17 protein-coding genes are annotated in these 23,604 nt (G+C 72.6%); 7 read left to right on the forward strand and 10 right to left on the reverse strand.

The features are described 5' to 3' along the window. Positions 1–10: 10 nt before the first annotated feature. The 3 genes from NAEX_RS39985 to malQ form a co-directional block, all read right to left on the reverse strand. Positions 11–970 carry a ribulose phosphate epimerase gene (locus NAEX_RS39985; protein WP_143140643.1) on the reverse strand — a complete coding sequence of 320 codons (960 nt, stop codon included), beginning with the start codon at positions 968–970 and terminating at the stop codon, positions 11–13. A 401-nt stretch (positions 971–1,371) separates the two neighbouring features. Further along, complete coding sequence (locus NAEX_RS39990) at positions 1,372–2,433, reverse strand: DUF6263 family protein (RefSeq protein ID WP_170136410.1); 1,062 nt, start codon at positions 2,431–2,433, stop codon at positions 1,372–1,374. Positions 2,434–2,500: 67 nt separating this feature from the next. Beyond that, the gene (malQ, locus tag NAEX_RS40000) at positions 2,501–4,138 is read right to left on the reverse strand and encodes a 4-alpha-glucanotransferase (protein ID WP_096332717.1); all 1,638 of its coding nucleotides are present in this window, start codon (positions 4,136–4,138) and stop codon (positions 2,501–2,503) included. Between the two features lie 189 nt (positions 4,139–4,327). Between malQ and glgX the strand changes: the two genes are divergently transcribed. The 3 genes from glgX (at position 4,328) to NAEX_RS40015 (ending at position 11,040) form a co-directional block, all read left to right on the forward strand. After that, complete coding sequence (gene glgX, locus NAEX_RS40005) at positions 4,328–6,475, forward strand: glycogen debranching protein GlgX (protein ID WP_096332718.1); 2,148 nt, start codon at positions 4,328–4,330, stop codon at positions 6,473–6,475. Positions 6,476–6,786: 311 nt separating this feature from the next. Further along, complete coding sequence (gene glgB / locus NAEX_RS40010) at positions 6,787–9,384, forward strand: 1,4-alpha-glucan branching protein GlgB (RefSeq protein WP_096332719.1); 2,598 nt, start codon at positions 6,787–6,789, stop codon at positions 9,382–9,384. 267 nt (positions 9,385–9,651) lie between these two features. Then, entirely contained in the window at positions 9,652–11,040 is a 1,389-nt protein-coding gene (locus NAEX_RS40015) for an alpha/beta hydrolase (protein WP_096332720.1), read from the forward strand. Positions 11,041–11,906: 866 nt separating this feature from the next. On the opposite strand, the gene NAEX_RS40025 is transcribed toward NAEX_RS40015, so the two are convergent. The 3 genes from NAEX_RS40025 to NAEX_RS40035 form a co-directional block, all read right to left on the reverse strand. Beyond that, positions 11,907–12,140, reverse strand: coding sequence for a hypothetical protein (locus NAEX_RS40025; RefSeq protein ID WP_096332722.1), 234 nt, complete (start codon positions 12,138–12,140; stop codon positions 11,907–11,909). 33 nt (positions 12,141–12,173) lie between these two features. Further along, the gene (locus NAEX_RS40030) at positions 12,174–13,742 is read right to left on the reverse strand and encodes a 3,4-dehydroadipyl-CoA semialdehyde dehydrogenase (protein ID WP_096332723.1); all 1,569 of its coding nucleotides are present in this window, start codon (positions 13,740–13,742) and stop codon (positions 12,174–12,176) included. A 270-nt stretch (positions 13,743–14,012) separates the two neighbouring features. Beyond that, positions 14,013–15,944, reverse strand: a complete 1,932-nt coding sequence (locus tag NAEX_RS40035) for an aconitase family protein (protein ID WP_096332724.1) — start codon at positions 15,942–15,944, stop codon at positions 14,013–14,015. 135 nt (positions 15,945–16,079) lie between these two features. Between NAEX_RS40035 and NAEX_RS40040 the strand changes: the two genes are divergently transcribed. After that, positions 16,080–16,991, forward strand: a complete 912-nt coding sequence (locus NAEX_RS40040; protein ID WP_096332725.1) for a class I SAM-dependent methyltransferase — start codon at positions 16,080–16,082, stop codon at positions 16,989–16,991. A 74-nt stretch (positions 16,992–17,065) separates the two neighbouring features. Here the strand turns inward: NAEX_RS40040 and trxA are convergent, their stop codons facing one another. After that, positions 17,066–17,395, reverse strand: a complete 330-nt coding sequence (trxA, locus tag NAEX_RS40045) for a thioredoxin (RefSeq protein WP_096332726.1) — start codon at positions 17,393–17,395, stop codon at positions 17,066–17,068. A gap of 199 nt (positions 17,396–17,594) precedes the next feature. On the opposite strand from trxA, the gene NAEX_RS40050 reads away from it, so the two are divergent. From NAEX_RS40050 to hemA, 3 genes are read left to right on the forward strand one after another with little or no spacing between them, the layout of a single operon-like run. Beyond that, entirely contained in the window at positions 17,595–17,981 is a 387-nt protein-coding gene (locus NAEX_RS40050; RefSeq protein WP_096332727.1) for a hypothetical protein, read from the forward strand. Positions 17,982–17,987: 6 nt separating this feature from the next. Further along, positions 17,988–18,797, forward strand: a complete 810-nt coding sequence (gene ccsA / locus NAEX_RS40055) for a cytochrome c biogenesis protein CcsA (protein ID WP_096332728.1) — start codon at positions 17,988–17,990, stop codon at positions 18,795–18,797. Next, on the forward strand, positions 18,794–20,125 hold the full coding sequence (gene hemA / locus NAEX_RS40060; protein ID WP_170136411.1) for a glutamyl-tRNA reductase: 1,332 nt from the start codon (positions 18,794–18,796) through the stop codon (positions 20,123–20,125). The genes ccsA and hemA overlap by 4 nt, the downstream gene beginning before the upstream one ends. 328 nt (positions 20,126–20,453) lie before the next feature. Here the strand turns inward: hemA and hemC are convergent, their stop codons facing one another. The 3 genes from hemC to NAEX_RS40075 all read right to left on the reverse strand — a co-directional run bounded on the left by hemC (position 20,454) and on the right by NAEX_RS40075 (position 23,586). Beyond that, on the reverse strand, positions 20,454–21,452 hold the full coding sequence (gene hemC / locus NAEX_RS40065; protein WP_096332730.1) for a hydroxymethylbilane synthase: 999 nt from the start codon (positions 21,450–21,452) through the stop codon (positions 20,454–20,456). A gap of 618 nt (positions 21,453–22,070) precedes the next feature. Continuing rightward, positions 22,071–22,931: a S26 family signal peptidase gene (locus NAEX_RS40070; protein ID WP_096332731.1), complete on the reverse strand. Its 861-nt coding sequence runs from the start codon at positions 22,929–22,931 to the stop codon at positions 22,071–22,073. Continuing rightward, positions 22,903–23,586 (reverse strand): thiamine phosphate synthase, encoded by a 684-nt coding sequence (locus tag NAEX_RS40075; RefSeq protein ID WP_170136412.1) that lies wholly within the window; start codon positions 23,584–23,586, stop codon positions 22,903–22,905. Before NAEX_RS40075 ends, NAEX_RS40070 begins: the two co-directional genes overlap by 29 nt. Positions 23,587–23,604: the final 18 nt, after the last annotated feature.

Genomic DNA, 23,604 nt, shown 5'->3' on the forward strand with positions numbered 1-23,604 from the left:
AGCGAAGCGATCAACCCATCGGGATGCCGCACAGGCCGAGGTTCTCGAGCCCGGGCGGGGCGGTGCCGGGGTCGTACCAGGCGATGCACTCCTGGCCGGCGCCGGGGCAGTCGGGCGCGGTGGTGTCGCAGTACGGCAGGCAGCAGCCGAGCGCCGCGGGGTCGCACTCGGTGGCGAAGCCGGGGTCCTGGCAGACGAGGCCCTTGTCGCAGGCGTTGGCGTACTCGCACGGGTCGAAGGCGACGCCGGTCTCGCCGGAGGCGTCGAGGATGCACACGAAGCCCTCGTCGTCGGGGTTCGGCAGGCACAGGTCGGTGCCGGCGCAGTCCTGCAGCAGCGGGTCGCACGAGGGCAGGCACAGGTTGAGCACGCCCTCGTTGGCGATCACGCAGGTGGTCGCAGGGTCGGCGCAGTCGGGGGCCTCGGGCGAGCCGGTGCAGAGGGCGACGCAGGTGCCCTGGCCGGTGTCGCCGTCGACGTTCCAGCACATCGAGCCGAAGCTGCACGAGTCGACCCCGCTGACGCCGTTGCCCTCGACGGTGCACGGGTCGCCCGGCGCGCCGCTGTTCTCCTCCACCGGGACGCACTTGAGGTTGTTCCACGAGCTGCCGCCGTCGTCGGCGTAGGCGGCACATTTCTGGTCGTCAGGGCAGTCCTGGGACCAGTTGTCGCACTGCGGGGCGATCGGCCCGTCGCCGGTGGTCTCGCAGGCGATGAAGGTGCACGTGGTGTCGCCGGTGTCGCCGGAGGTCTCGGTCTCCGCCTCGCTGGTGGCGTGGGTCTCGCTGGTCGCCGGCGGCGGCTCGGTCATGGCGCCGGCGGTCGAGCTCTCGCTCTCGCTCTCGCTCTCGCTGTCCTCGCCGCCCGACGAGGTGGTGTTGACGCCCGCGGTCGGGTCCTTCGGGTCCTTGCCGTTCTCGCACGCCATCAAAACCAGGGCGGCGGTGAGGGTCGTCCATACTCGCTTCATTTCGCACCTTCCTCGCGTCGGTAGAGCCGGTTGAGCAGCGACATGTCCTTATGGACATGCACGTTGCGACATGTTCTTTGGATCTCCCGCCGGCAGCCGCCTGCTCGCCCCCGCGCGCCTGCGCAGGTGCAGGCGTCCGCAAAGCGAGGTAGGCATGTGATAAAGCTGCAAAACAGTTAATCCTTGCAACAAATCTTATGCAACCTCCGAAACCAACGCAAGGAATTTAAGTTTGATGGTGTCGATTGTTGGGTTTACCCGGTCAGCGGGCGGACGCCAGCGCCGGGACCGGACTCGCGTCTTTTGCGCTCGGGTGAAATCGCGCTGGCGGTGCGACGGCGGGACCCAACGAAAAACGGCGCCCGCGGGGGGCGCCGTTCGTCGGGGAGCGCGAGCTGGGGTTACTTGCCGCTGATCTGCAGGTTCATGTCCATGTCCATGGTCATCGGCATCTTCATGCCGTTGGCGTCGGTGGTCATGGCGAGCGAGGACTTGAGGCTCATGTCGCCCTTGATCGGGGCGACGTGGGTGAGGTCGACCTCGGTGGTGCCGGTGCCGCTGGAGTCGAGGCGGTCGAGGCTGACCGTGGCGCCGGGGGGCATGCCGGGGGCGGTGATCGTCTGCGGGGCGGCCGTCTGGACGATGGTGCTGGCGAGCTTGACGACGCTGCCCTCGCGGCCCTTGAGCTCCCAGGTGGCGACCTGCTCGAGCTTCATGCCCTGCTGCTCGAGCTGCTGGGTGACGGTCCACTTGGCGCCGACGCCGAGCGCCTCCTCGGGGAAGGGCACCGACATCTGGTTGATCTGCTGCCGCATGCTCTCGACGGTCTGCTTGAGCTGCGGGTTCACGTCGGCCGGCAGGTCGAAGTCGGCCGATTTGACGATCCCGCGCGGGGTCATGAGCGAGGTGCCCGACATCTTGTTCATGGTGCCGAGCACGGTCTTGAGCTGGTCGACCATGGCCGCCGGGACCTTGGGGTCGGGCAGGACCTCGATCTTGGCGAGGCTGAATTCGCTGCGGATGTCGCCCTCGCCGGTGATCTCGGCGACCTTGAGGTTCATGGTCATCTGCAGCGGCGGGATGTCGGTCTTCGGCATGGCGTTGGGGCCGACCTGCATGGCCATGCCCATGCGCATGGTCATGACCATGGCCTGCTCCTGCCCGGCGGTGAGCTTGAGCCGCAGCGGCTCGCGCGGCTCGGCGCCGGCCTCGATCAGGGTGACGACCGAACCATTGCCGGCGGTGGCGGCAGCGTCGGGCGCGACGGCCGGGGTCGCCGGCTCGGCGGCGGGCGCGGCGGCGACGGGCGCGGGCGGCGGTGCGTCGGTCTTGGTCGGCGCGGCCTCGGTCTTGGCGGCCGGTTTGGCGTCGGTCTTGCTGCCTTCCGGCTGACAGCCGAAGAGGTGCAGCGCAGCGGCGGCGAGCGGGACACAGAGGGCGCGGAGACGGGGGCGGAGCGACATGCGCGGCGAGGCTACCACAGCGCGTATGTCGACGGTGCGGCCCGCGAGGAAGGCGAGCGCGGTTCGATCAAGGCGCGGCGGGCATGCGCCGACCGCTGGCCGTCACGGCGGCACGCACCCGGGACAGCGCCGCGGTGACCTGGGGGTCGTTCCGCAGCTTCTCCAGCGGGCTCGGGAGCCGCCAGGTCCAGTTGTGGTCGCCCAGGGTGGCCGGCTTGTTGATCCGGTCGCGCACGCCGAGCAGGTCCTGCAAGAGGAGCAGGACGAGGTCGCTGCCGGCCCCGAGGATGAGGTGGAGCAGGGCGGCGTGGACGGCCGGGGTGAACTCCTTGCCGATGTCGGGCATGTCCTTCAGGACAGGGAGCTTCACGACCTCGGCCCGCTCGGCCTCGGACAGCTCGTCCCACCACACGGCGACGGGGGCGGTGTCGTGGGTGCCGAAGGTGGCGACGGAGAGGGCAGGGTAGCCCGCGGGGTCGCGGAAGGCGTCGCCCTCCTTCTCCCAGATCAGGACCTTGTAGCCGGGGGCGCCGAGCTTCTGCAGCGAGGGCCCGACGTAGGCGGGGATCGAGCCGAGATCCTCGGCGATGAGCTTGGCCCCGCGCTCGCCGGCGCTGGCCATGATGGCGCCGATGACCCTCTCGCCGTGGGCGAGCTGCTCCGGCTCGGTCGGCGGGTCGAAGGTTCCGGGCACGAGCTTGCCCTTGTCGTCGCGCCGCCGCTCGTAGGGCCGCATGTACGTGCGGTAGAAGCCGACCAGGTGATCGATGCGGAAGCGGTCGTAGAGGGTGGCGCTGTAGGCGGCCCGCCGCCGCAGCCAGGCGAAGTCGGGGTCGCCGGCGGCCATGACCCGCCAGTGGTAGGGCGGGAGCCCCCAGTCCTGGCCGTCCTCGTCGAACTGATCGGCCGGGACGCCGACCGACATGTCCATGCGGAACTCGCCGCGGTGGACCCATACGTCGGCGCTGTCGCGATCGACCATGAACGGGAGGTCACCCATGAGCTCGACGCCCAGCCGCGCGAGCTCGCCGCGCGCGGCGGCCCACTGGGCGTGGGCGAGCCACTGCACGTACTCGTAGTAGAGGATGGCCTCGGCGTGGCGGGCCTGGGCGGCGCGCAGGGCCCCGCGGTCGCGCTCGCGCAGCGGGCCTTCCCACTGCCACCAGGCGGCGCCCTCGTGGGCGTCCTTGATCGCGCGGTACAGGGCGTAGTCGGGCAGCCAGTGGCGCTGGGCGTCGCAGAACTCGAGGAAGGCGCGAGCCCGCGGCGACTTGGCGGTGCCGGCCGCGAGCTCGTGGTCGACGAAGCGCTTCATGCCGGCGACCAGCGCCTTGCCCTTGAGCTCGCGGACGGTGTCGTAGTCGATGGTGGCGCGCTTCTTGGCGGCGGCGAGCGCATGGACGCCGGCGGAGCCGAGGACGTCGCGGGTGCTCAGGTGCTGCAGGTCGGCCACCGGCGCCAGCGAGATGAACATCGGATCGATGCCGAACGCCGACAGCGCGGCGTACGGCGAGGTGTTGCCGATGGAGATCTCGTTGAGCGGAAGGACCTGGATCAGGGAGATCCCGGCCTTGGCGAGGAAGGCCGCGAAGGCGGGCAGATCGCCGATCTCGCCGATCCCCCACGACTGCTCCGAGCGCAGCGAGAACAGCGGGACGGTGACGCCGGCGACGCGCCCGGCGGACGAGGAGGTGGTTTGGTGCATGGCTGCGGCGCGCCCGGGCGAGGCCGAGCGTCACCTTCCAAGTAGCAGGCCGCGCGTGCGCTGCGAAGTCCCAACAGCGGAACCCGCGCGCGGATCGGCCGCGCTGAACGCCGAGGGCGCCGATCTCGCCGGCCCGAGCGAGCGCGTCCGTTGCCCGCGCGCTGGGGCGGGTGTTGTAGCGTTCACGGGGTGTCTTCCGTGATCTGGCCCGGCCGACCGGACCCGCTCGGGGCGTACGCCGACGACGACGGCGTGAACTTCGCCCTGTTCTCCGAGACCGCGACGCGCGTGTTCCTGTGCCTGTTCGACGCGCCGCACCGACCTCCGCGCGAGACGATCGAGCTGCCCGAACGGACAGGTCGGATCTTCCACGGCTACGTGCCGGGGCTGCGCCCGGGGCAGCTGTACGGCTACCGCGTCGACGGCCCCTACGAGCCGCACGCGGGGCTGCGCCACAACCCGCACAAGCTGATGCTCGACCCGTACGCGCGCGCGGTGGCGTGGAGCGGCAACGCGGCCGAGCTGTTCGCGTACCGCCTCGGGGACGCCGCGGGCGACCTGGCGTTCGACCGCGAAGACAACGCCGCCGACGCGCCCAAGGGGGTGGTGGCCGACGACGCGTTCGAGTGGGGCGACGACCGCCGGCCGGCGACGCCGTGGACCGAGACGCTGATCTACGAGCTTCACGTGAAGGGGGTGTCGCGGCTTCACCCGCAGGTGCCGCCCAACCTGCGCGGGACGTACGCGGGGCTGGCGTCGCCGCCGGTCATCGAACACCTGAAGTCGCTCGGCGTGACGGCGGTCGAGCTGCTGCCGGTCCACGAGATCTACGACGAGCCGGAGGTGCGCCGCCGCGGCCTCGTGAACTACTGGGGCTACAGCACGCTTGGGTTCTTCGCGCCGGCGGCCCGCTACGCCGCCGACCCGCGGCCCGGCGGGCAGATCGCCGAGTTCAAGGCGATGGTCAAGGCGCTGCACGCGGCCGGCATCGAGGTGATCCTCGACGTGGTGTTCAACCACACCTGCGAGGGCGGGCACCTCGGGCCGACGCTGTCGCTGCGCGGGATCGACAACCGCGCGTACTACCTGCTCGACGCCGCGGCGCCGCGTTACTACGCCGACTACACCGGGTGCGGCAACACGCTCAACCTGCGCCACGCGCAGACGCTGAAGCTGGTGCTCGACAGCCTGCGCTACTGGGCCGAGCACATGCACGTCGACGGGTTCCGCTTCGACCTGGCGCCGGCGCTGTCGCGCCGCGGGGCCGAGGTCGACCGCCACAGCCCGTTCCTCGCGGCCATCGGGCAGGACCCACTGCTGTCGCGCTTGAAGCTGATCGCGGAGCCGTGGGACGTGGGCCCGCACGGCTATCAGCTCGGCGGGTCGCCGCACCCGTGGGCCGAGTGGAACGGCCGCTACCGCGACGCGGTGCGCCGCTACTGGCGCGGCGACCTCGGCCTGGCCGGCGAGCTGGGCTATCGCCTGACCGGCTCGTCGGACCTGTTCTCGGCGACCGACCGCGGGCCGACGGCGAGCGTCAACTACGTGGCCTGCCACGACGGCTTCACGCTGGCCGACCTGACGGCCTACAGCGTGAAGCACAACCACGCCAACGGCGAAGACAACCGCGACGGCAACAACCACGAGCACAGCAGCAACTGGGGCGTCGAGGGGCCGAGCGAAGAGCCGCGGCTGGTGGCGATCCGCACCCGCACGATCCGCAACTTCCTGACCACGCTGGCGGTGTCGCAGGGCGTGCCGATGCTGTGCGCCGGCGACGAGTTCGGCCGCACCCAGCGCGGCAACAACAACGCCTACTGCCAGGACAACCCGACGTCGTGGCTGTGCTGGGAGACAGGTCCCGAAGGACAGGCGCTGCTGGCGTTCGCCCGCCGGGCGCTGGCCCTGCGCTCGCGCTTCGCGGTGCTCCGCCGGTCGCGGTTCTTCTCCGGCACGAGCGGGCCGCACAGCCGCCTGCGCGACATCTCGTGGCTGCGCCCCGACGGCCGGCCGATGGGCCACGGCGACTGGGTGTCGCCGTCGACCCGCGCGCTGGCGCTGCTGCTCGGCGGCGATGCGACGGGGATCCACGACGCCCGCGGCGAGCCGGTGACGGGCGCGACGCTGCTGGTGCTGCTCAACGCGGACGAGGTGCCGACCCGGTTCGCGCTGCCGTGCCGCGAGATGGGCCGCTGGCAGCGGGTGGTCGACACGGCGTGGCCGACGGCGGAGGAGGAGATCCTGCCGGCCTCGGCGGACAGCCACGAGCTGCCGTCGGCGGCGATGGCCGTGCTGGTGCTGGTCCCCCACGCGGACGAGCCGCGCAGCGCGAGCTGAGGGCGGCGCGGACGGGTCGCGGGCGTGACGGGACGGTGACGAGCGCGACGTGAACGGCGATCCGGCCGGTGCCGACCTCGACCGCACGGGCCGTCGGCACGCGCGTCGGACGTCGCGGCGGTCCGAGGTGCAAGCTGCGCCGCGCGCGTGGGACGGCGTCGTCGGGCTGAACGAGGATGCGAGTCGACGCACGCACGGGGGCGCGGAGACCCACGGATCCGCGCCCCGGCAAGGTCACGCGCGGCCTTCCGGTCCCGCGGCCGCGGGCGGTTTGCACGGCGCGCGTTCCTCGGTAAAAGCCGCCGGCCAGGATGCCTCGCCCTCGCAAACCCGAACGCTCCGCGCCGCGCAAACCCACCCCGAGCCGCCGCGACGAGACCCGCGCGCCCGAGCGCGGCAGCGCGAAACAGGCCGCAGCAGCCCCGCGTGAAGCGGACGAGACCGGCGCGCCGCCGGCCGCGCAGGCGAGGCCGCCGGAGACCGACGCGAGCGAGTCGCCGACGCCGGGCACGAGCGCGGACGACGGCGGCGCGACGGTCGACGCCGGCGCGCCCGCGGAGGCGAGGCCGCCGGCGACCGACGCGAGCGAGTCGCCGACGCCGAACGAGCGCAAGGACGACACGGGCTCGACGGTCGAGGCGGGCGCTCCCGTGGAGCCGGTCGCGCCCGCGCGCGAGGGGACCGAGGCGCGTGAGGCCGCGTCGGCGAGCCCGCCGACCCAGGCCGGCGGGCTGGGGGAGTCGAGCGTGCAGGAGGTCGAGGCGGCCGAGGCCGTCGCCGACGCGGTGTCCGTGGAGGCGGCCATCCTCGAGCGCGAGGCGCTGGCGAGCGCGACGATCCCGGGGCCCGCGGCAGAACTCGAGGACATGCTCGATCGATCCGGTACGGAAGGTCAGGCGCTTCAGGACATGTCCCAAGAGACCGCCCTGCCGGTCGAGCCGGCGAGCCCGCTGGGCGACTTCGACTACCACTTGTTCGGCGAGGGCACGCACCTGCGGCTGTGGGAGCGCATGGGGGCGCAGCTGGTCGCGGGCGGCGAGGGGGCCCACTTCTCGGTGTGGGCCCCGAACGCCCGGGCGGTCAGCGTGATCGGCGAGTGGAACGCGTGGGACCCCGCGCGCGACCCGCTGCACGCGACGCGCGGCGGGGTGTGGACCGGCTTGGTGCCGACGGCCCGGCGCGGCATGCTCTACAAGTTCCGCGTCGTCGGCGCGAGCGGCGAGGCGTACGACAAGGCCGACCCGTACGCGCTGATGAGCGAGGCGCCGCCGGCGACGGCCTCGGTGGTCTGGGACCACGCGTACGACTGGGGCGACGCGAGCTGGCTGGCGCGCCGGGCCGAGCGGCAGGGGCCGGCGGCGCCGATGGCGATCTACGAGGTCCACCTCGGCTCGTGGCTGCGCGGGCCGGGCGGCGAGCACCTGTCCTATCGGGCAATCGCGCCGAAGCTGATCGCCCACGTGCGCGCGCTCGGGTTCACCCACGTCGAGCTGATGCCGCTGACGGAGCACCCGTTCTACGGCTCGTGGGGCTACCAGGCGACCGGCTACTTCGCGCCGACGCGCCGCTACGGCGAGCCGCAGGAGCTGATGGCGCTGATCGACGCGCTGCACCAGGCGAACATCGGCGTGATCCTCGACTGGGTCCCGGCCCACTTCCCGAACGACGGGCACGGGCTGGTCCACTTCGACGGCACGCACCTGTACGAGCACGCCGATCCGCGCCGCGGGGTCCACCCCGACTGGAACACGATGATCTTCAACCTCGCGCGCCACGAGGTCCGCAGCTTCCTGCTCAGCTCGGCGCTGATGTGGCTGCAGGCGTTCCACGTCGACGGGCTGCGGGTCGACGCGGTGGCGTCGATGCTGTACCTCGACTACTCGCGCAAGGAGGGCCAGTGGCTGCCGAACCACCTCGGCGGGCGCGAGAACCTCGAGGCGATCGAGTTCCTGCGCGCGCTCAACCAGGCGATCCACCGCGAGGTGCCGGGGGCGATCGTGATCGCCGAGGAGTCGACGGCCTGGCCGGGGGTGTCGCACAAGGTCGAGGACGGCGGGCTCGGGTTCGACTTCAAGTGGGACATGGGCTGGATGCACGACACGCTGCGCTACTTCGGGCGCGACCCGGTGACGCGCTCGCATCACCACCGCGACGTCACGTTCCGCATGATGTACGCCTACTCGGAGCGGTTCATGCTGCCGCTGTCGCACGACGAGGTCGTCCACGGCAAGGGCTCGCTGGTCCGCAAGATGTCCCCGGGGACAGGCGGAGCGTCGGCCCGGCTGGCCAACCTGCGCCTGCTCTACGCCTACATGTTCGGGCTGCCGGGCAAGAAGCTGCTGTTCATGGGCGACGAGTTCGCCCAGGTGCGCGAGTGGAACCACGACGGGCAGCTCGACTGGGGCCTCCTGGCCGAGGCCGAACACGCGGGGCTGATGAAGTGGGTCGGCCGCCTCGGCCACCTGCTGCGCGCCGAGCCGGCCCTGTACGAGCTCGACCACGACCCGATCGGGTTCCGCTGGGCGGTGGTCGACGACTACAAGCGCAGCACGCTGGCGTTCCTCCGCCGCCCGCGCCACGGCGCGGTGATCCTGGTGATCCTCAATTTCACGCCGATGACGTGGACGAACTACACGGTGCCGTTCGAGGCGCCGGGAGAGTGGATCCGCATGCTGTCTTCGGACGAGGCGCAATTCGGCGGGGCAGGCCATGACGGGCCGGAGCGGCTGATCGCCGACCACTCGGCCGGCGGGGCGCTGCCCTGCGCGGCGACGCTGGACCTGCCGCCGCTGACGGCCCTGGTGTACCGCGGGCCGGAGGTGAAGGCGTACGACGCGGCCGCGCTCGAGCTGCGCGAGGCGCTGGCCGCCGAGGCCGAGGCGGCCCGCAAGGACGCGCCGGCGAGCTGACGGGGTGCTCGTGCGCCGAGGGTGCTCGGCGAAAGAGAATGATGAGACATGTCCTTGGAAGCATGTCTCCAGATCTCTGTGATCTGTCCTCGAGGACAGGATAGGCGGTCCTCTTTGCGGCAGGGCAGGACGCCTGCGGGGGGGGGGGGCGACCCGGTCGGCAGCGCAGGGCGTCGTCGCGCGTGCACGCGACGGGGAATCATCGTTCCGAAGCGCCCCCGGGGAGGCCGTCGCACGCCGGACGCCGTTGGCGTATGTTTCGCGGGCATGCGCGCTTCCCCTCGCTGCTCTCCGCTCGTCGCGTTCGTCCTCGCCTGTCGGCCCGACGCGGGCGCCGAGACCGACAGCGAGGCGACGACGGTGAACCCGGCGACGTCGTTCGGCGAGAGCTTTCCCGGCACCGAGCCGACGCCGACGACGAGCGAGACGGGCGAGGCGACCTCGACGGGCGCGGCGACCGCGACGTCGGGCGCGGAGACGTCGGAGACGTCCGAGACCGACGCGACCAGCGGCGGGCCCGAGCAGTCGGAGGACGAGGCGCTGCTGCGCCAGGCGATCGCCGGCGAGGTCGACGCGGAGGAGGCGATGCGCACGATCGCCGATCGCGGCGGCTTCCCGGTCGCGACGGCCTCGGGCGGGTTCCTGTTCGCCTGTCTCTGCGGACAGGGCGCGTGGGGGCTGGCCGGCGACCACAACGACTGGGCGCCGGCGCCGATGAGCCAGGCCGGTCCGCTGTGGTGGATCGAGGAGCCGATCGCCGCGCCCGACGGCAGCCTCTACAAGTTCCACGAGCCGGGCTCGATGCAGTGGATCGCCGACCCGTACGGGCGCCGCCACGGCTACGACGACTTCGGCGTGTACTCGCTGGTGCGCGCGAGCGCGGCTCACCTCGAGCGCTGGTACGCGATCGAGGATCCGGACCTCGGGCTCTTGCCGCGCGACCTCGAGGTGCTGGTGCCGCAGGACGGCGCGTTCACCCACGCGCTGTACGTCCACGACGGGCAGAACTTGTTCGACCCGACGGCCTTCTTCGGCGGCTGGCAGCTGACGACGAGCGCGCCGCCGAACACGCTCGTCGTCGGGATCACGAACACGCCGGCGCGCATGGACGAGTACACGCAGGTGCCCGACGAGCTCGACGGCCAGCCGGTCGGCGGCGACGGAGCGGTGTACGCGGAGCTGGTCGACTCGGTGATCCGCCCGCGCATGGAGGCGGCGTACGGCGTGCCCCAGAAGGTGGGGACGATGGGCTCGTCGCTCGGCGGGCTCATCAGCCTGGCGATCGCCGACCTGTACCCGCACCGCTACGACATGGCGATCAGCCTGTCGGGCACGGTCGGCTGGGGCTCGCTCGAGCTGCACAACGAGACGATCCTCGAGACGTACGAGGCGGCGGGGAAGCGCGAGTTCACGATCTACATCGACAGCGGCGGCGAGGGCTCGTGCGTCGACGCGGACGCCGACGGGATCGAGGACGACGCGCCCGACTCGTTCGACAACTACTGCGAGAACGCGCAGTTCGACGCGATCCTGCAGTCGATCGGCTACACGCCCGAGGTCGACCTGTTCTACGTCCACGCGCCGGGCGCGATGCACAACGAGGCCGAGTGGGCGGCCCGCGTCGGGGTGCCGATGCAGATCTTCGCGGGACTGTGAAGCCGCTGCGCGAGCGAAGCCGACGGCCGGGCGATGGGTTCGGTTCGGTGACGAGCTGGGCGTTCGGGCTCGGGCGTCGCCGTGCGCGGTGTCGCCGAGGGTACCCTCGGCGACTGGAGCAGGGTGGCTGGACCTCGTGAGCGCCGGGCCTCGGTGGCCCCCTGCGACGCGACGGGCGGTTCGCGAGGGCCGCAGCGCGCTGCTCACTCCGCGGACTTTCTGACCCCTCCGCGGGGCGATCGGCAATATGCGTGCATGTCCCGGTGGCTCCGCGGATCGAGAGGCGTGTATCCGGACAACAGACAGAGCGCTTCCGGATCGTCGCAGTCGCGTCGGGAGCGTTACTGGATGCGGTCGCTGAGCACGCAGTGGCCGAACACGCAGCGCTCGACGGCGCGGCGCTCCGCGTCCCGCGTGCAGGGCAGACATCGGCCGTCGATGCACGCCCGGGCCTTCGAGCACGCGCCGTCCGGCATGCGCGGCCAGACCTCGGCGGGATCGGCCAGTATGGCTTGCCACTCGTGCTCCGGTCGAGCGAAGCGATTCGCCGGCGCGCCCGGGCAAGCCGCGAGCGAGGAGGCGCTCCCGCGCAGCAAGAGCGCTGCCAGGGAGCGCCATCGGAGGAAGATCGAACCCACCGTGCCGGTCGATCTCACGGGGGCTCGTGGTGTCCGGGCGACAGGGCGCTCACCAGGCCGCGTCCGCTCCGGCGCTCGGTAGGCCAGCGGCGCCGACGTACCTCCGCGGGGGTCAGGGCAGGAGCTCGTGCGATGCGTGTACTTCCGGACAGGTCCGATGGGACATGCCTGGAAGAGCATGTCCGGGCGCACATGTCCCGAGCACGAAGGCGACGCGACGAGGTCGGGTCAGCGCAGGTCGAGGTCGACGTCGACGCCCTTCTGGCGGCAGGCGGCGAGGATCTCCTCGGTGAGCTGGTCGGTGTCGCGGTTGTCGCCCGGGGGGAGGGCGAGGATCACACGCGGGCGCTGGGCCTCGAGCGCGGCCATGCGCTCGCGGTGCTCGAGGAAGCGGGCGAAGCCGGCGTAGGCGACGCCCCCGAGCACCGCGACGAGCACGACCAGCGCGACCAGGATCGGCATGCCGGCCGAGGATAGCGCGCCGGCCGGCGGACGTCAGCCGCCGAACAGGCGCGCGAGCTGGCTCGCGCCGCCCTGGACGGCCGTGCGCTGCATGTAGAGCTCGAGGCCGAGGCGACCGCCGAGCTCGGCGCCGCCGCCGGCGCGGCCGGGGCCGCCGTGCTGCGCCTGCGGGAACACGCCGCCGGGGCTGAACGAGCCGCCGGCGCCCTTCTCGTCGGACAGCACGAGGCGCCCGAGCTGCGGCCCGAGCTCGGCGACGGCGCGGGCGACGTACTCGCGGTCGTCGCTGTAGACGGTGCTCACCAGGCTGCCGCCGCCGAAGCCGACGATGGCCGCGGCCTGGGCGACGCTGCCGTCGTAGGGCAGGAGGGTGGCGACCGGGGCGAACACCTCGACGCGGTGGAAGACGGCGCTGCGATCGAGCACGGCGGCGGCGTCGGCCTCGAGCAGGATCGGCTCGAGGAAGAAGCCCTTGCCCGCGGGCACGTCGACGAACTCGCCGCGCTGCGGGTCGCCGCGGACGATGCGGGCGCGCTCGCGCAGGGCGGCGACGCCGGCGCGGGCGTCGGCGAGCTGCTGCGCGGTCGACAGCGGGCCCATCTTGACGCTCTTGCTCAGCGGGTTGCCGGTCTGCGCAGCCCGCTCGCCGAGGCGCGCCTCGAGGGCGTCGCGCAGCGCGGGCAGGGCGGCCTCGGGGACGAGGATCCGCCGCGTGGCGGTGCACTTCTGACCTGTCTTTTGGGTCAGCTCGGTGACGGCGTCGCGGACGACCAGGTCCCACAGCTCGCTGCCCTCCTGCACGTCGGGGCCGAGGACGACCGAGTTGAGGCTGTCGGCCTCGACGTTGACGCGCACGCCGTGGGCGAGGACGTTGCGGTGGCCGCGGATCTTGGCGCCGGTGTCGGCCGAGCCGGTGAAGGCGACGACGTCCTGCGGGCCGAGGTGGTCGAGCAGGTCGCCGACCGAGCCGATCAGGATCTGGAAGGCGCCCGGCGGGAGGATGTTCGCGGCGAGGACGAGCTCGGCGATCCGGTGGGCGAGCAGGCTGGTGCTGGTGGCCGGCTTCGACACCACCGGCATGCCGGCGAGCCAGGCGACCGCGGCCTTGCCGAGCATGCCCCAGGCCGGGAAGTTGAAGGCGTTGATGTGCACGGCGACGCCGTGGCGCGGCTGCAGCAGGTGCTGCACGCGGACCTTGCTGGTCCGCACGACCACCGCGGGCTCGCCCTCGACCAGCCACGGCGACTCCGGCAGGCTCTCGGCCAGCTCGGCGTAGGCGGCGAGGACCCCGAGGCCGCCGTCGACGTCGAACTTGGCGTCGCCGCGGGTGTTGCCGCCGCTGACGACGGCGAGGTCGAGCAGCTCCTCGCGGTGGGCGTGCAGGAGCTTGGCGATCGCCTGCAGGAGGGCGCCGCGTTGCCGGAAGGACATGGCCCGAAGCGCAGGTCCGCCGACCTCGCGGGCGTGGCGGACGGCGTCGCCGAGGCCGCGCGCCGAGGCTGCTTCGGCCAGGACCTCTTCGGTCGCGGGGTTGACGAGCATGGTCTTCGGGCCGTCCGCGGACTGCCAGGCGCCGTTCAGGAAGCTCTCGATCACGCGCATAGAGGCGCAGACGGTACGCCGAGCCGCGCCCGACCGACAAGCCGGCGAGCGGCGCGTTCGATCACGCCTGCGCGCGAGTGAGGCGAGCCATGCCGGACGAGACCGGAGGAACGGCCGTGACGGCGCGTCCGCCGGGTGGAGCGAACGCCGGCAGCGAGGCGAGCGGCCGGCGCTCCATGTCAACGACGCGACGGGACGGACTCGGGTTCGTGACGCGCCCGCGTCACCCGTCGCGTGCGCGGAGCCGAGGGGCGGCGCCGTCGCGCACGGTCACGCCTGTGTGCCCGTGAGGCTGCGGGGGTCGGTGAGGTGACCGGTGACGGCCGAGGCCGCCGCGACCGCGGGCGACACGAGGTAGACCGGACCGGGCGCGCCCATGCGGCGGTCGAAGTTGCGGTTGGTCGTGCTCGCGGTGGTCTCGCCCTCGAGCGGGATCCCCGGGCCGTTGCCGATGCACGAGCCGCAGCCCGGCGCGGTGACCACGGCCCCGAGCTCGCGGAACAGGCCGAGCAGGCCCTCGCGCTCGGCCGAGGCGCTGACCTCGGCGCTCGAGGGCGTGACGGTGACGCGGACCTTGGGCGCGAGCTTGCGGCCGCGGAGGACGTCGCGCGCGTCGGCGAGCGAGCCGCCGGTGCAGGAGGCGATGACGACGTTGTGGATCGGGACGTCGCCGACGTCGGCCAGGGCGGCGCGGTTGCGCGAGTCGCCGGGGGTGGCGACCGTCAGCGGGACCTTGGCGAGGTCGATGTTGATGGTGCGCACGTACTCGGCGCCCTCGTCGGGCTCGACGAACAGGGCGTCGGTGTCGACGCCGGGCCGGCGGGTGCGCAGGAACTCCCGCACCGGCGCGCACGGCTCGACGATGCCGGTCATGAGGCCGCCCTCGACGGTCATGTTGGTGAGGACGCTGAGCTCGTCGACGTTCCACTGATCGAGGCCGGGGCCGCCGATCTGGATCACGCAGGTGTCGGTGGCCGAGGTGCGCCACTGCTCCTCGCGGAAGTACGGGTCGCCGATGATGTGGAGGATGAGGTCCTTCGGCGAGACGACGCCGCGCGCGTCGCCGGTGACCCAGATCCGCACGGTCTTCGGCACGGTGACGGGGACCAGGCCGGTGCGCAGCGCGAACGCCATCGCCGTCGAGCCGACGCCGAACGCGAAGGCGTTGAGCACGCCGGCGGTCGGGGTGTGCGAGTCGGTGAGGATGATGATCGTGCCGGGGTTGCCGTACTGCTCGACGACGATCCGGTGGCACACGCCGGCGTCGTACTTCTGGCCGGGCCCGTGGATCCGGATGCCGTTCTTGAGGCTGGCGCTGACCATCTCGTCGCGCAGCTGCCTCGCCGAGTCGAGCCGCTGCTTCTTGACGCGCAGCGGGACCGTCGGCTGGTCGATGAGGACGAAGTGGTCCTCGAAGGCGGCGGCGAGCTCGGGGTTCTTGACCGGCGTGTTGCCCCACTCCTGCTCGTAGAGCGCCATCACCATGCCGCCGGTGTACTCGTGCACGCCGCGGAAGCCGACCTCGCACAGCACCTGGTCGCCGGGCCCCACGGCGGCGACGCCGAAGCGCTCGCCGCCGGCCCAGGTGCGCGCGGCGATGATCTTCTCGACGCAATTGAGCGGGCGGGCCGGGGCGTCGGTGCGGTACTCGGGCTCGATCTCGCCGGCGAGCAGGCGGGTGCCGTAGCGCAGGAGGCCGCCGTTCTGCACGACGGCGCGGAAGAACGGCGGCAGCTCGGCCGCGAGCTCGCCGAGGTCGACGTCCTCGCCGGCCTGCAGGCGATCGATCACCCCGAAGTCGGTGGTGAACGGCAGGCCGCTGTAGACCATGTTCTCCTGGAAGATCCGCTGGAAGCTGCGGGCCACCACGAGCTCGATACCGGCGCCCTGGTGGGCGACCACCGCGACCTCGCGGCTCGAGCCGGAGCCGTAGGCGTCGCCGCCGACGACGACCTGGAAGCCGCCGTCCTTGATGCTGTCCTTTTGGACCTGCTCCTTGAAGTTCTCGAGGAAGTAGGGCCCGAGGATGTCGCCGGTGTAGCCGAGCGTGCAGGCGGCGCCGCTGATCATCAGGTCGGTGTTGACGCCGTAGTGGAGCGCCGGGGCGGCGTCTGCGCGGGCGTCGAGATCCGTGCCCGTCAGCTGCTGCGCGATGCCCTGCGGGTCGTCGGTGAGCCAGAGGATCCTGCCGCGAAGCTTCATGCGATGTTCGGTTTAACACCCGTGCGCAGGCTTCGAAAGGTAAAGACGGGGACCGGCCGGGCAGGATGACGTGGCTCAGCTCACCGGTGCTCCGCCGGATGGCCGGCCCGGTGCGGTGGAGTATGTTCGCGGCGCATGTTCTTGCGCACGGCCCTTCGCTCCCTCTCGCTGACCGCGCTGGTCACGACGACAGTCCTCCCTGGTTGCGCCTCCAAGCCGGCAGCCCCGGCCGAGACGCCGGCTCCTGGCGGCGAGGATCCCGCAGCCGCGGCGGTCCGCGACGCCGACCCCGCGACGGTGGAGGCGCTCAAGGCGGCCATCGCCGGCCCGCAGCGCTCGGCCGAGAACCGGGCCCGCGATCAGTACCGCCACCCGCTCGAGACGCTGCTGTTCTTCGGCCTCAAGAAGGACATGACCGTGGTCGAGCTGTGGCCCGGCGGCGGCGGCTGGTTCACCGAGATCCTGGCGCCGACGCTGCGCGACAGCGGCAAGCTCATCGTCACCAACTTCGACACCAGCGGCCCGCCGGACGCCTACCAGACCCGCAGCGGCAACAAGTTCAAGGAGAAGCTGGCCGGCGCGCCCGAGGTCTACGACAAGGTCGAGGTCGTGACGGTGACCGACCCGTCGGCGCTGGTGCTCGCGCCCGAGAACTCGGTCGACCTGGTCGTCACGTTCCGCAACACCCACGGGTGGGTCGAGGACGGCATCGACGCGGCGATCTACGGCGCGGCCTTCAAGGCGCTCAAGCCCGGCGGCGTCCTCGGCGTCGAGGCCCACCGCGCCAAGCCGCAGCCGGTCGACGACCCGAAGAAGATCGCCGCGACCGGCTACCTGCCCGAGGACTGGGTGGTCGCTCGCATCGAGTCGTTCGGCTTCAAGCTGCAGGCCCGCTCGGAGATCAACGCCAACCCGAAGGACACCAAGGACTACGAGAAGGGCGTGTGGACCCTGCCGCCGAGCTTCGAGCTCGGCGACAAGGACCGCGACAAGTACGCGGCGATCGGCGAGAGCGACCGCATGACGCTCAAGTTCGTCAAGCCGTGAGCGACCGGCTCGCGTAAAACAGAAGGACAGGTCCCGAGGGACCTGTCCTTCTGGACTGTTGCGAGCGGGACGGCTCAGAGGACCGTCTTGATGAACTCGGCGATCTTGCCGCGCGAGCCGCCGCCGACCATGCGGTTCTTCAGCTCACCGCCCTTGAACAGCAGCAGGGTGGGGATGTTGGTGACGCCGTACTCGACGGCGGTGTTCTGGTTGCGGTCGACGTCGAGCTTGACGATCTTGATCTGGCCGTCGAGCTCGCCCGCGAGGGCGTCGAGGTGGGGCGCGATCGCGCGGCACGGACCGCACCAAGTGGCCCAGAAATCGACCAGGACCGGGGTCTGCGAGTCGAGGACGTCGTTCTTGAAGGTTTGGTCCGAGGTGTTGGTGATCTTGTCGGATGCCATGGTGGTTGGGGCGGGTGAGGTGCAGGCCAGAGGGCCGTGAAGCAGTCAGGCTTGGACGGGCTTGCAGCAGTGGAAGTGGGGCCGCTCGCGGCGGTGGCGCGCGGCGCTCCCGGCGTCGGCGCCGGGCCAGAGCATGGTGCCGGGCTCGCGGCAGCGCAAGGGTTGTGAGGCCGCGCGCGCGCGGCTACCCTGGCCGGGCATGCCGCGGATCTTCGTCGCTCAGACCCTCGTCGACACCTGGCTCTCGACCGGGACCGTGTCCCTCGAGCAAGACCTCCTCCGCGTGTCGGGTCCACCGTCGGTCGATCTCTTCATCAACCCCGCGGTGTGGTTCGAGCGCATCGACGGCGGCGAGGCCGATCCTCATGACGTCGTCGGCCGGGTGAAGACGTCGCAAGAGCTGGCGCAGATGGGCGCCGACCATTACGAGAGCTCGGTCGTGATGGGCGACTACGCGTACACCGTGAAGCCCGGCTTCATCGCCACGGTGGTCGACGCGCGCGGCGCCGAGGTCCGCCTCGATGGACCGACGTGGGGCCGCCTCATGCAACAGATCGAGGCCCTCGGCACGTCGTCCGACAACTAGCGTCGCATGCTGATCCTTTTCATCCTCGCCTCGCTCGCCTACGGAGCCGCGATCTTCGCGTACGCGCTCGACCCGCCCGCGAGCGAGGCGCGCGCGGACGCCCAGTCCCGCGAGACGCGCGCCAGCATCTTGCTGGCGCTCGCGGCGGCGCTGCACGTGGCCTGCATCGGGGCGCAGTGCGTCGGCGGCGAGCACCCGTTCAGCTCGGTGTTCCTCGCTACCAGCTTCGGCGCGCTCATCGCGGTGGTCGGCGGCCTGGTGGTCGGACGGATCCGCCGGGCGGCGACGCTCGGCGCGATCGTGGCGCCGGTCGGTCTGCTCGGCCTGTCGATCGGGGTGATGTTCGGCGCCGCGAGCGTCCACGACCCACTCCCGGCGCCGACGAGCGCGCTGGCGAAGGCGCACATCGGCCTGGCGACGGCGGGCCTCGGCGGGTTCACGATCGCCGCGGGCATCGCCGCGCTCTACCTGACGATGGACCGGCGGCTGCGGCTGAAACGCTGGAAGCCGCAGCCGGGCGGGCTGTCGCTGACCGGACTGGAGCGCCTGCACTACCATGCGGTGATGCTGGTCGTGCCGGTGCTGACCCTGACCATCGTCACCGGGGTGCTGTGGACGGTGAAGTCGGGCGGGGTGGCGGCGATCGGCGGGCGCTGGATCGAGGTGGTGATGGCGGCCGCCGCGTGGCTGTGCAGCGCGGCGATCCTGGTGATGCGCGCGGCGCTCGGGGTCCGCGGCCGCAAGTCGGCGCTGCTCACCCTCGCGGCCTTCGCCTGCACGCTGCTCGTGCTCGTATGGTACGGGGTGCGGGCATGACGGAGCTCGTCGCGGTCGGCCTCAACCACAAGACGGCGCCGGTCGAGCTCCGCGAGCGCCTGGCCTTCGGGGCAGGTGACGTCGCCGCCGCGCTGTCGACCCTGCGCGAGCGCGCGGGCCTCGGCGAGGTGATGATCGTGTCGACCTGCAACCGCGTCGAGGTCTACGCGGTCGCGCCCCACTGGGCCCGCGCCGGCGAGCGCGTGCTGCAGGCGCTCGCCGACACGCGCGCGGTGCCGCTGCCCGAGCTGGTGGCGCACACGTTCGTGCGCGGCGAACGGGCCGCGGCGAGCCACATCTGCCGCGTCGCGGCCAGCCTCGAGAGCATGGTCGTCGGCGAGCCGCAGATCCTCGGGCAGGTGAAGGACGCGTTCGAGCTGGCGCAGCGCGAGGGCACGGTCGGTGGGGTGCTCGACCGCTGCCTCGGCACGGCCTTCCGCGCGGCCAAGCGGGTCCGCAGCGAGACCGACGTGGCCCGCGGCGCGGCCAGCGTGCCGTCGGTCGCGGTCGACCTGGCGCGATCGATCTTCGGCGAGCTCACCGGCAGCGGCGCGCTGCTCGTCGGCGCCGGCGAGATGGCGTCGCAGGCCGGCGTCCACCTCAAGGCCGCGGGCGTGGCCGAGATCGCGGTGGTCAACCGCAGCGAGGCCCGCGGGCGGGCGCTGGCCGACGAGCTGTCGGCCCGCTTCGCGCCGTGGGACAGCCTCGACGCCGAGCTGCGGCGCGCCGACATCGTCGTGACCAGCACCGGGGCGCAGCGGCCGGTGATCGACCGCGCGCTGCTGCGGCCGGTGATGAAGGTCCGCCGCGGCAAGCCGATCTTCTTCGTCGACATCGCGGTGCCTCGCGACGTCGAGCCGGAGGTGGCCCGCCTCGAGCAGGTGTTCCTCTACAACATCGACGACCTGCAGGGGATCGTCCACGACAACATGCGCGCCCGCGCGGCCGAGGCGGAGCGCGCCGGGTCGCTGGTGGAGGAGGAGGTCGCCGAGTTCGTGGCCTGGCAGCGGGCCCGCAGCATCGGGCCGATCGTGCAGGCGCTGCAGCAGCACGCGCGCGCGATCGCCGAGGCGGAGCTCGGCCGGATCCGCGGCAAGCTGCAGGGCCTGGCGCCGGAGCAGCAGAAGGCCGTGGAGGCGCTGGCCAACGGGATCGTGCAGAAGCTGCTGCACAAGCCGATGACGGCGCTGCGCCAGGCGGCCGTCGGCGAGGGCGCCGAGGCGGACCTGGCCGGCGCGGTGCAGCAGCTGTTCGGGCTCGAGGTGCCGTCGGCGGCGGCCGTCGCCGAGGCGGCGGCGCTGGTGAAGCCCGAGCTCGTGCGCGAGTGACCGGGCGCGGACGTGTTGCCGAGGGGGCAAGGGGCGCTCTCGCAGCGCGAGCGAGCTGCGCTGACGCGCCCGGCTCTCGCAGCGCGAGCGAGCTGCGCTGACGCGGAGGGGGCTCCAACAGCGCTAGCGAAGGCGAGCGCGAGGGGCCGGCGCCTCCGAAGGAGCAGAGGAGATGGCTCTTTCAGCCAGTGAGAGCGCGGGGACCGGCGCTGGCGAGCTCGTCATGGGTCGGGCTCTCGCATCGCCAGAGGCGCGTCGAGGGGACATGTCGGGGAGGGCATGTTTGAACAGACATGTCTGTTACGACATGCCTGCGAGAGCATGCCCCTCAGGTCTTGTGCGCGAGCGCGGCGAGCACGGCGTCGGCGCCGAGGCGGAGCAGGAGCTCGGCCACGGCGGTGCCGAGCTCGGCGGCCTCGGCGGGCGGGCCGACGCGGGCGGCGGTGAAGCAGGGGCGACCGCCCGGGTCGGTGATGACGCCGCGGACGTGCAGGAGATCGTCGCGCAGCTCGGCGTGGCAGCCCATCGGCACCTGGCAGCCGCCGTCGAGGCGGGCGAGGAAGGCGCGCTCGGCCGCAGCCACGGTGGCGGCGTGGGCGTCGGCCAGCGGGGCGACGAGGGCACGCACGCGGTCGTCGTCGGCGCGGCTCTCGAGCGCGAGGATGCCCTGACAGGCGGCAGGGCAGAACTGCTCGGGGTCGAGGCGCGCGTCGATCCGGTCGGCCAGCCCGAGGCGGACGAGGCCGGCGGTGGCGAGCAGGATGGCGTCGTAGTCGCCGGCGTCGAGCTTGCGCAGACGCGTGGGCACGTTGCCGCGCAGCGGGCGGATCTGCAAGCCGGGGTTCAGGCGCAGGGCGAGCGCGCCGCGGCGCAGGCTGGTGGTGCCGAGGGTGGCGCCGGCCGGCAATGACTGAATAGACAGGTCGCTCGGAGCATGTCCTTCGGGACAGAGCCTGGCGCGGAGGGCAGGGCCGAGGACGAGGGCGTCGCGGGCGTCCTCGCGGGGCGGGGTGCAGACGATGGCGAGGCCGGGGTGCAGGCGCCCCGGCAGGTCCTTCATGCTGTGGACGGCGAGGTCGACGGCGCCGGCGGCGAGCTGCTCCTCGATGGCGTTGACGAACAGGCCCTTGCCGCCGATCTGGTTGAGCGGACGGTCCTGGATCCGGTCGCCCTCGGTGGTGATGTGGACGAGCTCGACGACCAGCCCGTCGCCCCACTCGGCGCGCAGCCGGTCACGGATGTGATGCGCTTGCCACAGCGCCAGCTCGGAGGCGCGGGTTCCGATCCGCAGCGGACGATCGAGGTCGGGCTTGGTCGAGGCGGTCATGCCGGACGCGAATGATAGCGCCTGCGCTCGTTGACGCGCCACCGCGCCGGAGGGCCGGATTCGTCGTCGGGGCGGTCGGAGCGCCCGCGGGGCGAGCTCGGCGTCGAGCCGCGAGGTGCGGCGTCTGTCGCAATGGAGCGGACTCCTCCGCGCGCGGGGACTCGAGGTTGCGCCGCCGCAGCGTGCCGGATGCGGCGATCGAGCCGAGCGAGGTGGGGTGCCCGAGGCGAGGACGGGATCGAACTCGAACGCGCTCGCGGCAGGCTTCGCGCGGGGCGAGGGGGGAAGGTGAGAGAAGGAGGGACTGCGCCACGTGGCGTCCCCCCACGGAGGGCGACGCTGATGATTCGCGTGATGTACTGGTGATGCTGCAGCGCCGCGGCGACCGGCCGCTGCGATGACGCTGGAGCGGGGGCCGGCGATCTCGGCGCACGCCCTCGGGCGCACGCTGGCGCGTCGGGTCGCGCTCTGCCCGCGCGGTCGACCGTGACGAGCGCGCGGTGCTCGGCGAGGGACTGCAGCGGTCGTGCCGCCGCCCTTTATGACGGGAAAGACATGTCGAAAGAGACATGCCTGATAAGGCATGTGCTCATGCGCAGGCCCCGTCGGGCATGTCCTTCAGCGCTTGTCGGCCGGCGCGGCCTCGGGGGCGCCGCCGAGGCGGAGGACGATCTCGCCGCGGATCTGGTCGGTCTCGACCCAGCCGATCGCCCGCGAGTCACAGCAGGCGCCCTCGTCGCGGTTGTCGGCGACGAGGAGGTAGCCGTCGGCCGGCACCTCGTAAGGGCCGCCGTCGGCCGGGATGTCCATGCCGGGCCAGGCGTCGGGGCCGGCGGTGCTGGCGAGGACCTGGTAGCGGCGATCGCCGATGATCTCGAAGGAGGTCGGGCGCGCGCCGGGCTCGCCGGGGCCGTCGCCGGGCTTGTGCGCGAGCGGCTCGCCGTTGATGGCGAGGCCGAGCGCGCCGCGGGCGTCGCCGAAGGTGACGGCGTCGCCGGGGACGGCGAGGATCCGCGCGACCCTCAAGCTGCGCGGCGGGGGTTGCCCGGCGACGCCGCTGCGCCGCTGGACCTTCTCCCACTCGTCGTCGAGGCCGAGCTCCTTGGGGTCGACGACGGCGGTGTTGCGCAGGCGATCGCGGCTGCCCGGGACGCGGGGGCGAGCCTCGGGTGCAGCTTTGTCGCCGGGAGGTTCTTGAAGCGGCGCCGGCTCGGGCGGCGGCGGCGGCGGCGTGGGGTCGTAGACGACGAGGTCGCCGCGGTCGAGGCCCCACGTGCCGCGCACGAACAGGACGTGGTCGCCGCTGCGGAGGTTGGGCGCCATGCCGTCGCCGTGGATCTCGACGACGGTGGCGAAGCTGCAGCGCAGGACCAGCAGCGCGGCGCCGCCGACGAGGACGCACCAGGCGAGCCGCGTCGGCCAGGTGCGGTCCGGCGGCGCGGGGTAGTCGTCAGGCTCTGGCTCGCGGCGAAAGAACATGCAAGGCGCGGAGCTGCTCGCTCAGCGCGGCGACATCTTGCTCGACCCGCGCGGGCGGACCAAAGAAGACGCCGATCCCGGCGAGGGCTCGCGCGCCCGCGGCCAGGCAGTCGGCGGCGGTCGCCGGGCCGACGCCGCCGAGCGCGACGACGCAGGCGGCCGGATCCGCGGTCCAGGCGCGCAGCCCGGCGAGGCCGATCGGTCGCTTGCTGCCGAGCGGGGCGCCGGGCTGGGCGGTGGTCGGCGCGAAGATCGGGGCGACGAGGGTGTAGTCGACGAGGTGGTGGCCGGCCTGCGGCTCGCCGTGGACGGCCCGCCCGAGCAAACCGGGGAGGCGCGGACGGAGGTCGGCCAGGCGGGCGAGCGAGGGGTCGCCGCGCAGGTGGAGGCCGTCGACGCCGGGGAGCGCGGCAGCGCGCCCGGCGTGCTCGGGATCGACGGCGAGGAGGAGCGGGATGGCGCGGTCGCGGCAGCGGCGGATCAGCGGGGCCAGGCGTCCCTGGGGGTCGAGCAGGGCCTCGGGCGCGGCGCCGGGCTCGCGCAGCAGGACGGCGAGCGCGAGGTCGCCCGCCCCGGCGCGCCAGCCGGCGACCAGCTCGGGGTCGACGGGGCCGGTCGGCGGGGTGATGGCGAGCAGGTGGAACGGGGGGGTCACGAGTTTGTGGATGGAAGC

It is taken from the genome of Nannocystis exedens (genome assembly GCF_002343915.1).
Classification (GTDB): Bacteria; Myxococcota_A; Polyangia; order Nannocystales; family Nannocystaceae; genus Nannocystis; species Nannocystis exedens.

Bases quoted from the DNA above. Each gene is read 5' to 3' on its own strand.
- NAEX_RS39985 (WP_143140643.1), bottom strand. From the start codon at position 970: ATGAAGCGAGTATGGACGACCCTCACCGCCGCCCTGGTTTTGATGGCG.
- NAEX_RS39990 (WP_170136410.1), bottom strand. From the start codon at position 2,433: ATGTCGCTCCGCCCCCGTCTCCGCGCCCTCTGTGTCCCGCTCGCCGCC.
- malQ (WP_096332717.1), bottom strand. From the start codon at position 4,138: ATGCACCAAACCACCTCCTCGTCCGCCGGGCGCGTCGCCGGCGTCACC.
- glgB (WP_096332719.1), top strand. From the start codon at position 6,787: ATGCCTCGCCCTCGCAAACCCGAACGCTCCGCGCCGCGCAAACCCACC.
- NAEX_RS40015 (WP_096332720.1), top strand. From the start codon at position 9,652: ATGCGCGCTTCCCCTCGCTGCTCTCCGCTCGTCGCGTTCGTCCTCGCC.
- NAEX_RS40025 (WP_096332722.1), bottom strand. From the start codon at position 12,140: ATGCCGATCCTGGTCGCGCTGGTCGTGCTCGTCGCGGTGCTCGGGGGC.
- NAEX_RS40030 (WP_096332723.1), bottom strand. From the start codon at position 13,742: ATGCGCGTGATCGAGAGCTTCCTGAACGGCGCCTGGCAGTCCGCGGAC.
- NAEX_RS40035 (WP_096332724.1), bottom strand. From the start codon at position 15,944: ATGAAGCTTCGCGGCAGGATCCTCTGGCTCACCGACGACCCGCAGGGC.
- NAEX_RS40040 (WP_096332725.1), top strand. From the start codon at position 16,080: ATGTTCTTGCGCACGGCCCTTCGCTCCCTCTCGCTGACCGCGCTGGTC.
- trxA (WP_096332726.1), bottom strand. From the start codon at position 17,395: ATGGCATCCGACAAGATCACCAACACCTCGGACCAAACCTTCAAGAAC.
- NAEX_RS40050 (WP_096332727.1), top strand. From the start codon at position 17,595: ATGCCGCGGATCTTCGTCGCTCAGACCCTCGTCGACACCTGGCTCTCG.
- ccsA (WP_096332728.1), top strand. From the start codon at position 17,988: ATGCTGATCCTTTTCATCCTCGCCTCGCTCGCCTACGGAGCCGCGATC.
- hemA (WP_170136411.1), top strand. From the start codon at position 18,794: ATGACGGAGCTCGTCGCGGTCGGCCTCAACCACAAGACGGCGCCGGTC.
- hemC (WP_096332730.1), bottom strand. From the start codon at position 21,452: ATGACCGCCTCGACCAAGCCCGACCTCGATCGTCCGCTGCGGATCGGA.
- NAEX_RS40070 (WP_096332731.1), bottom strand. From the start codon at position 22,931: ATGTTCTTTCGCCGCGAGCCAGAGCCTGACGACTACCCCGCGCCGCCG.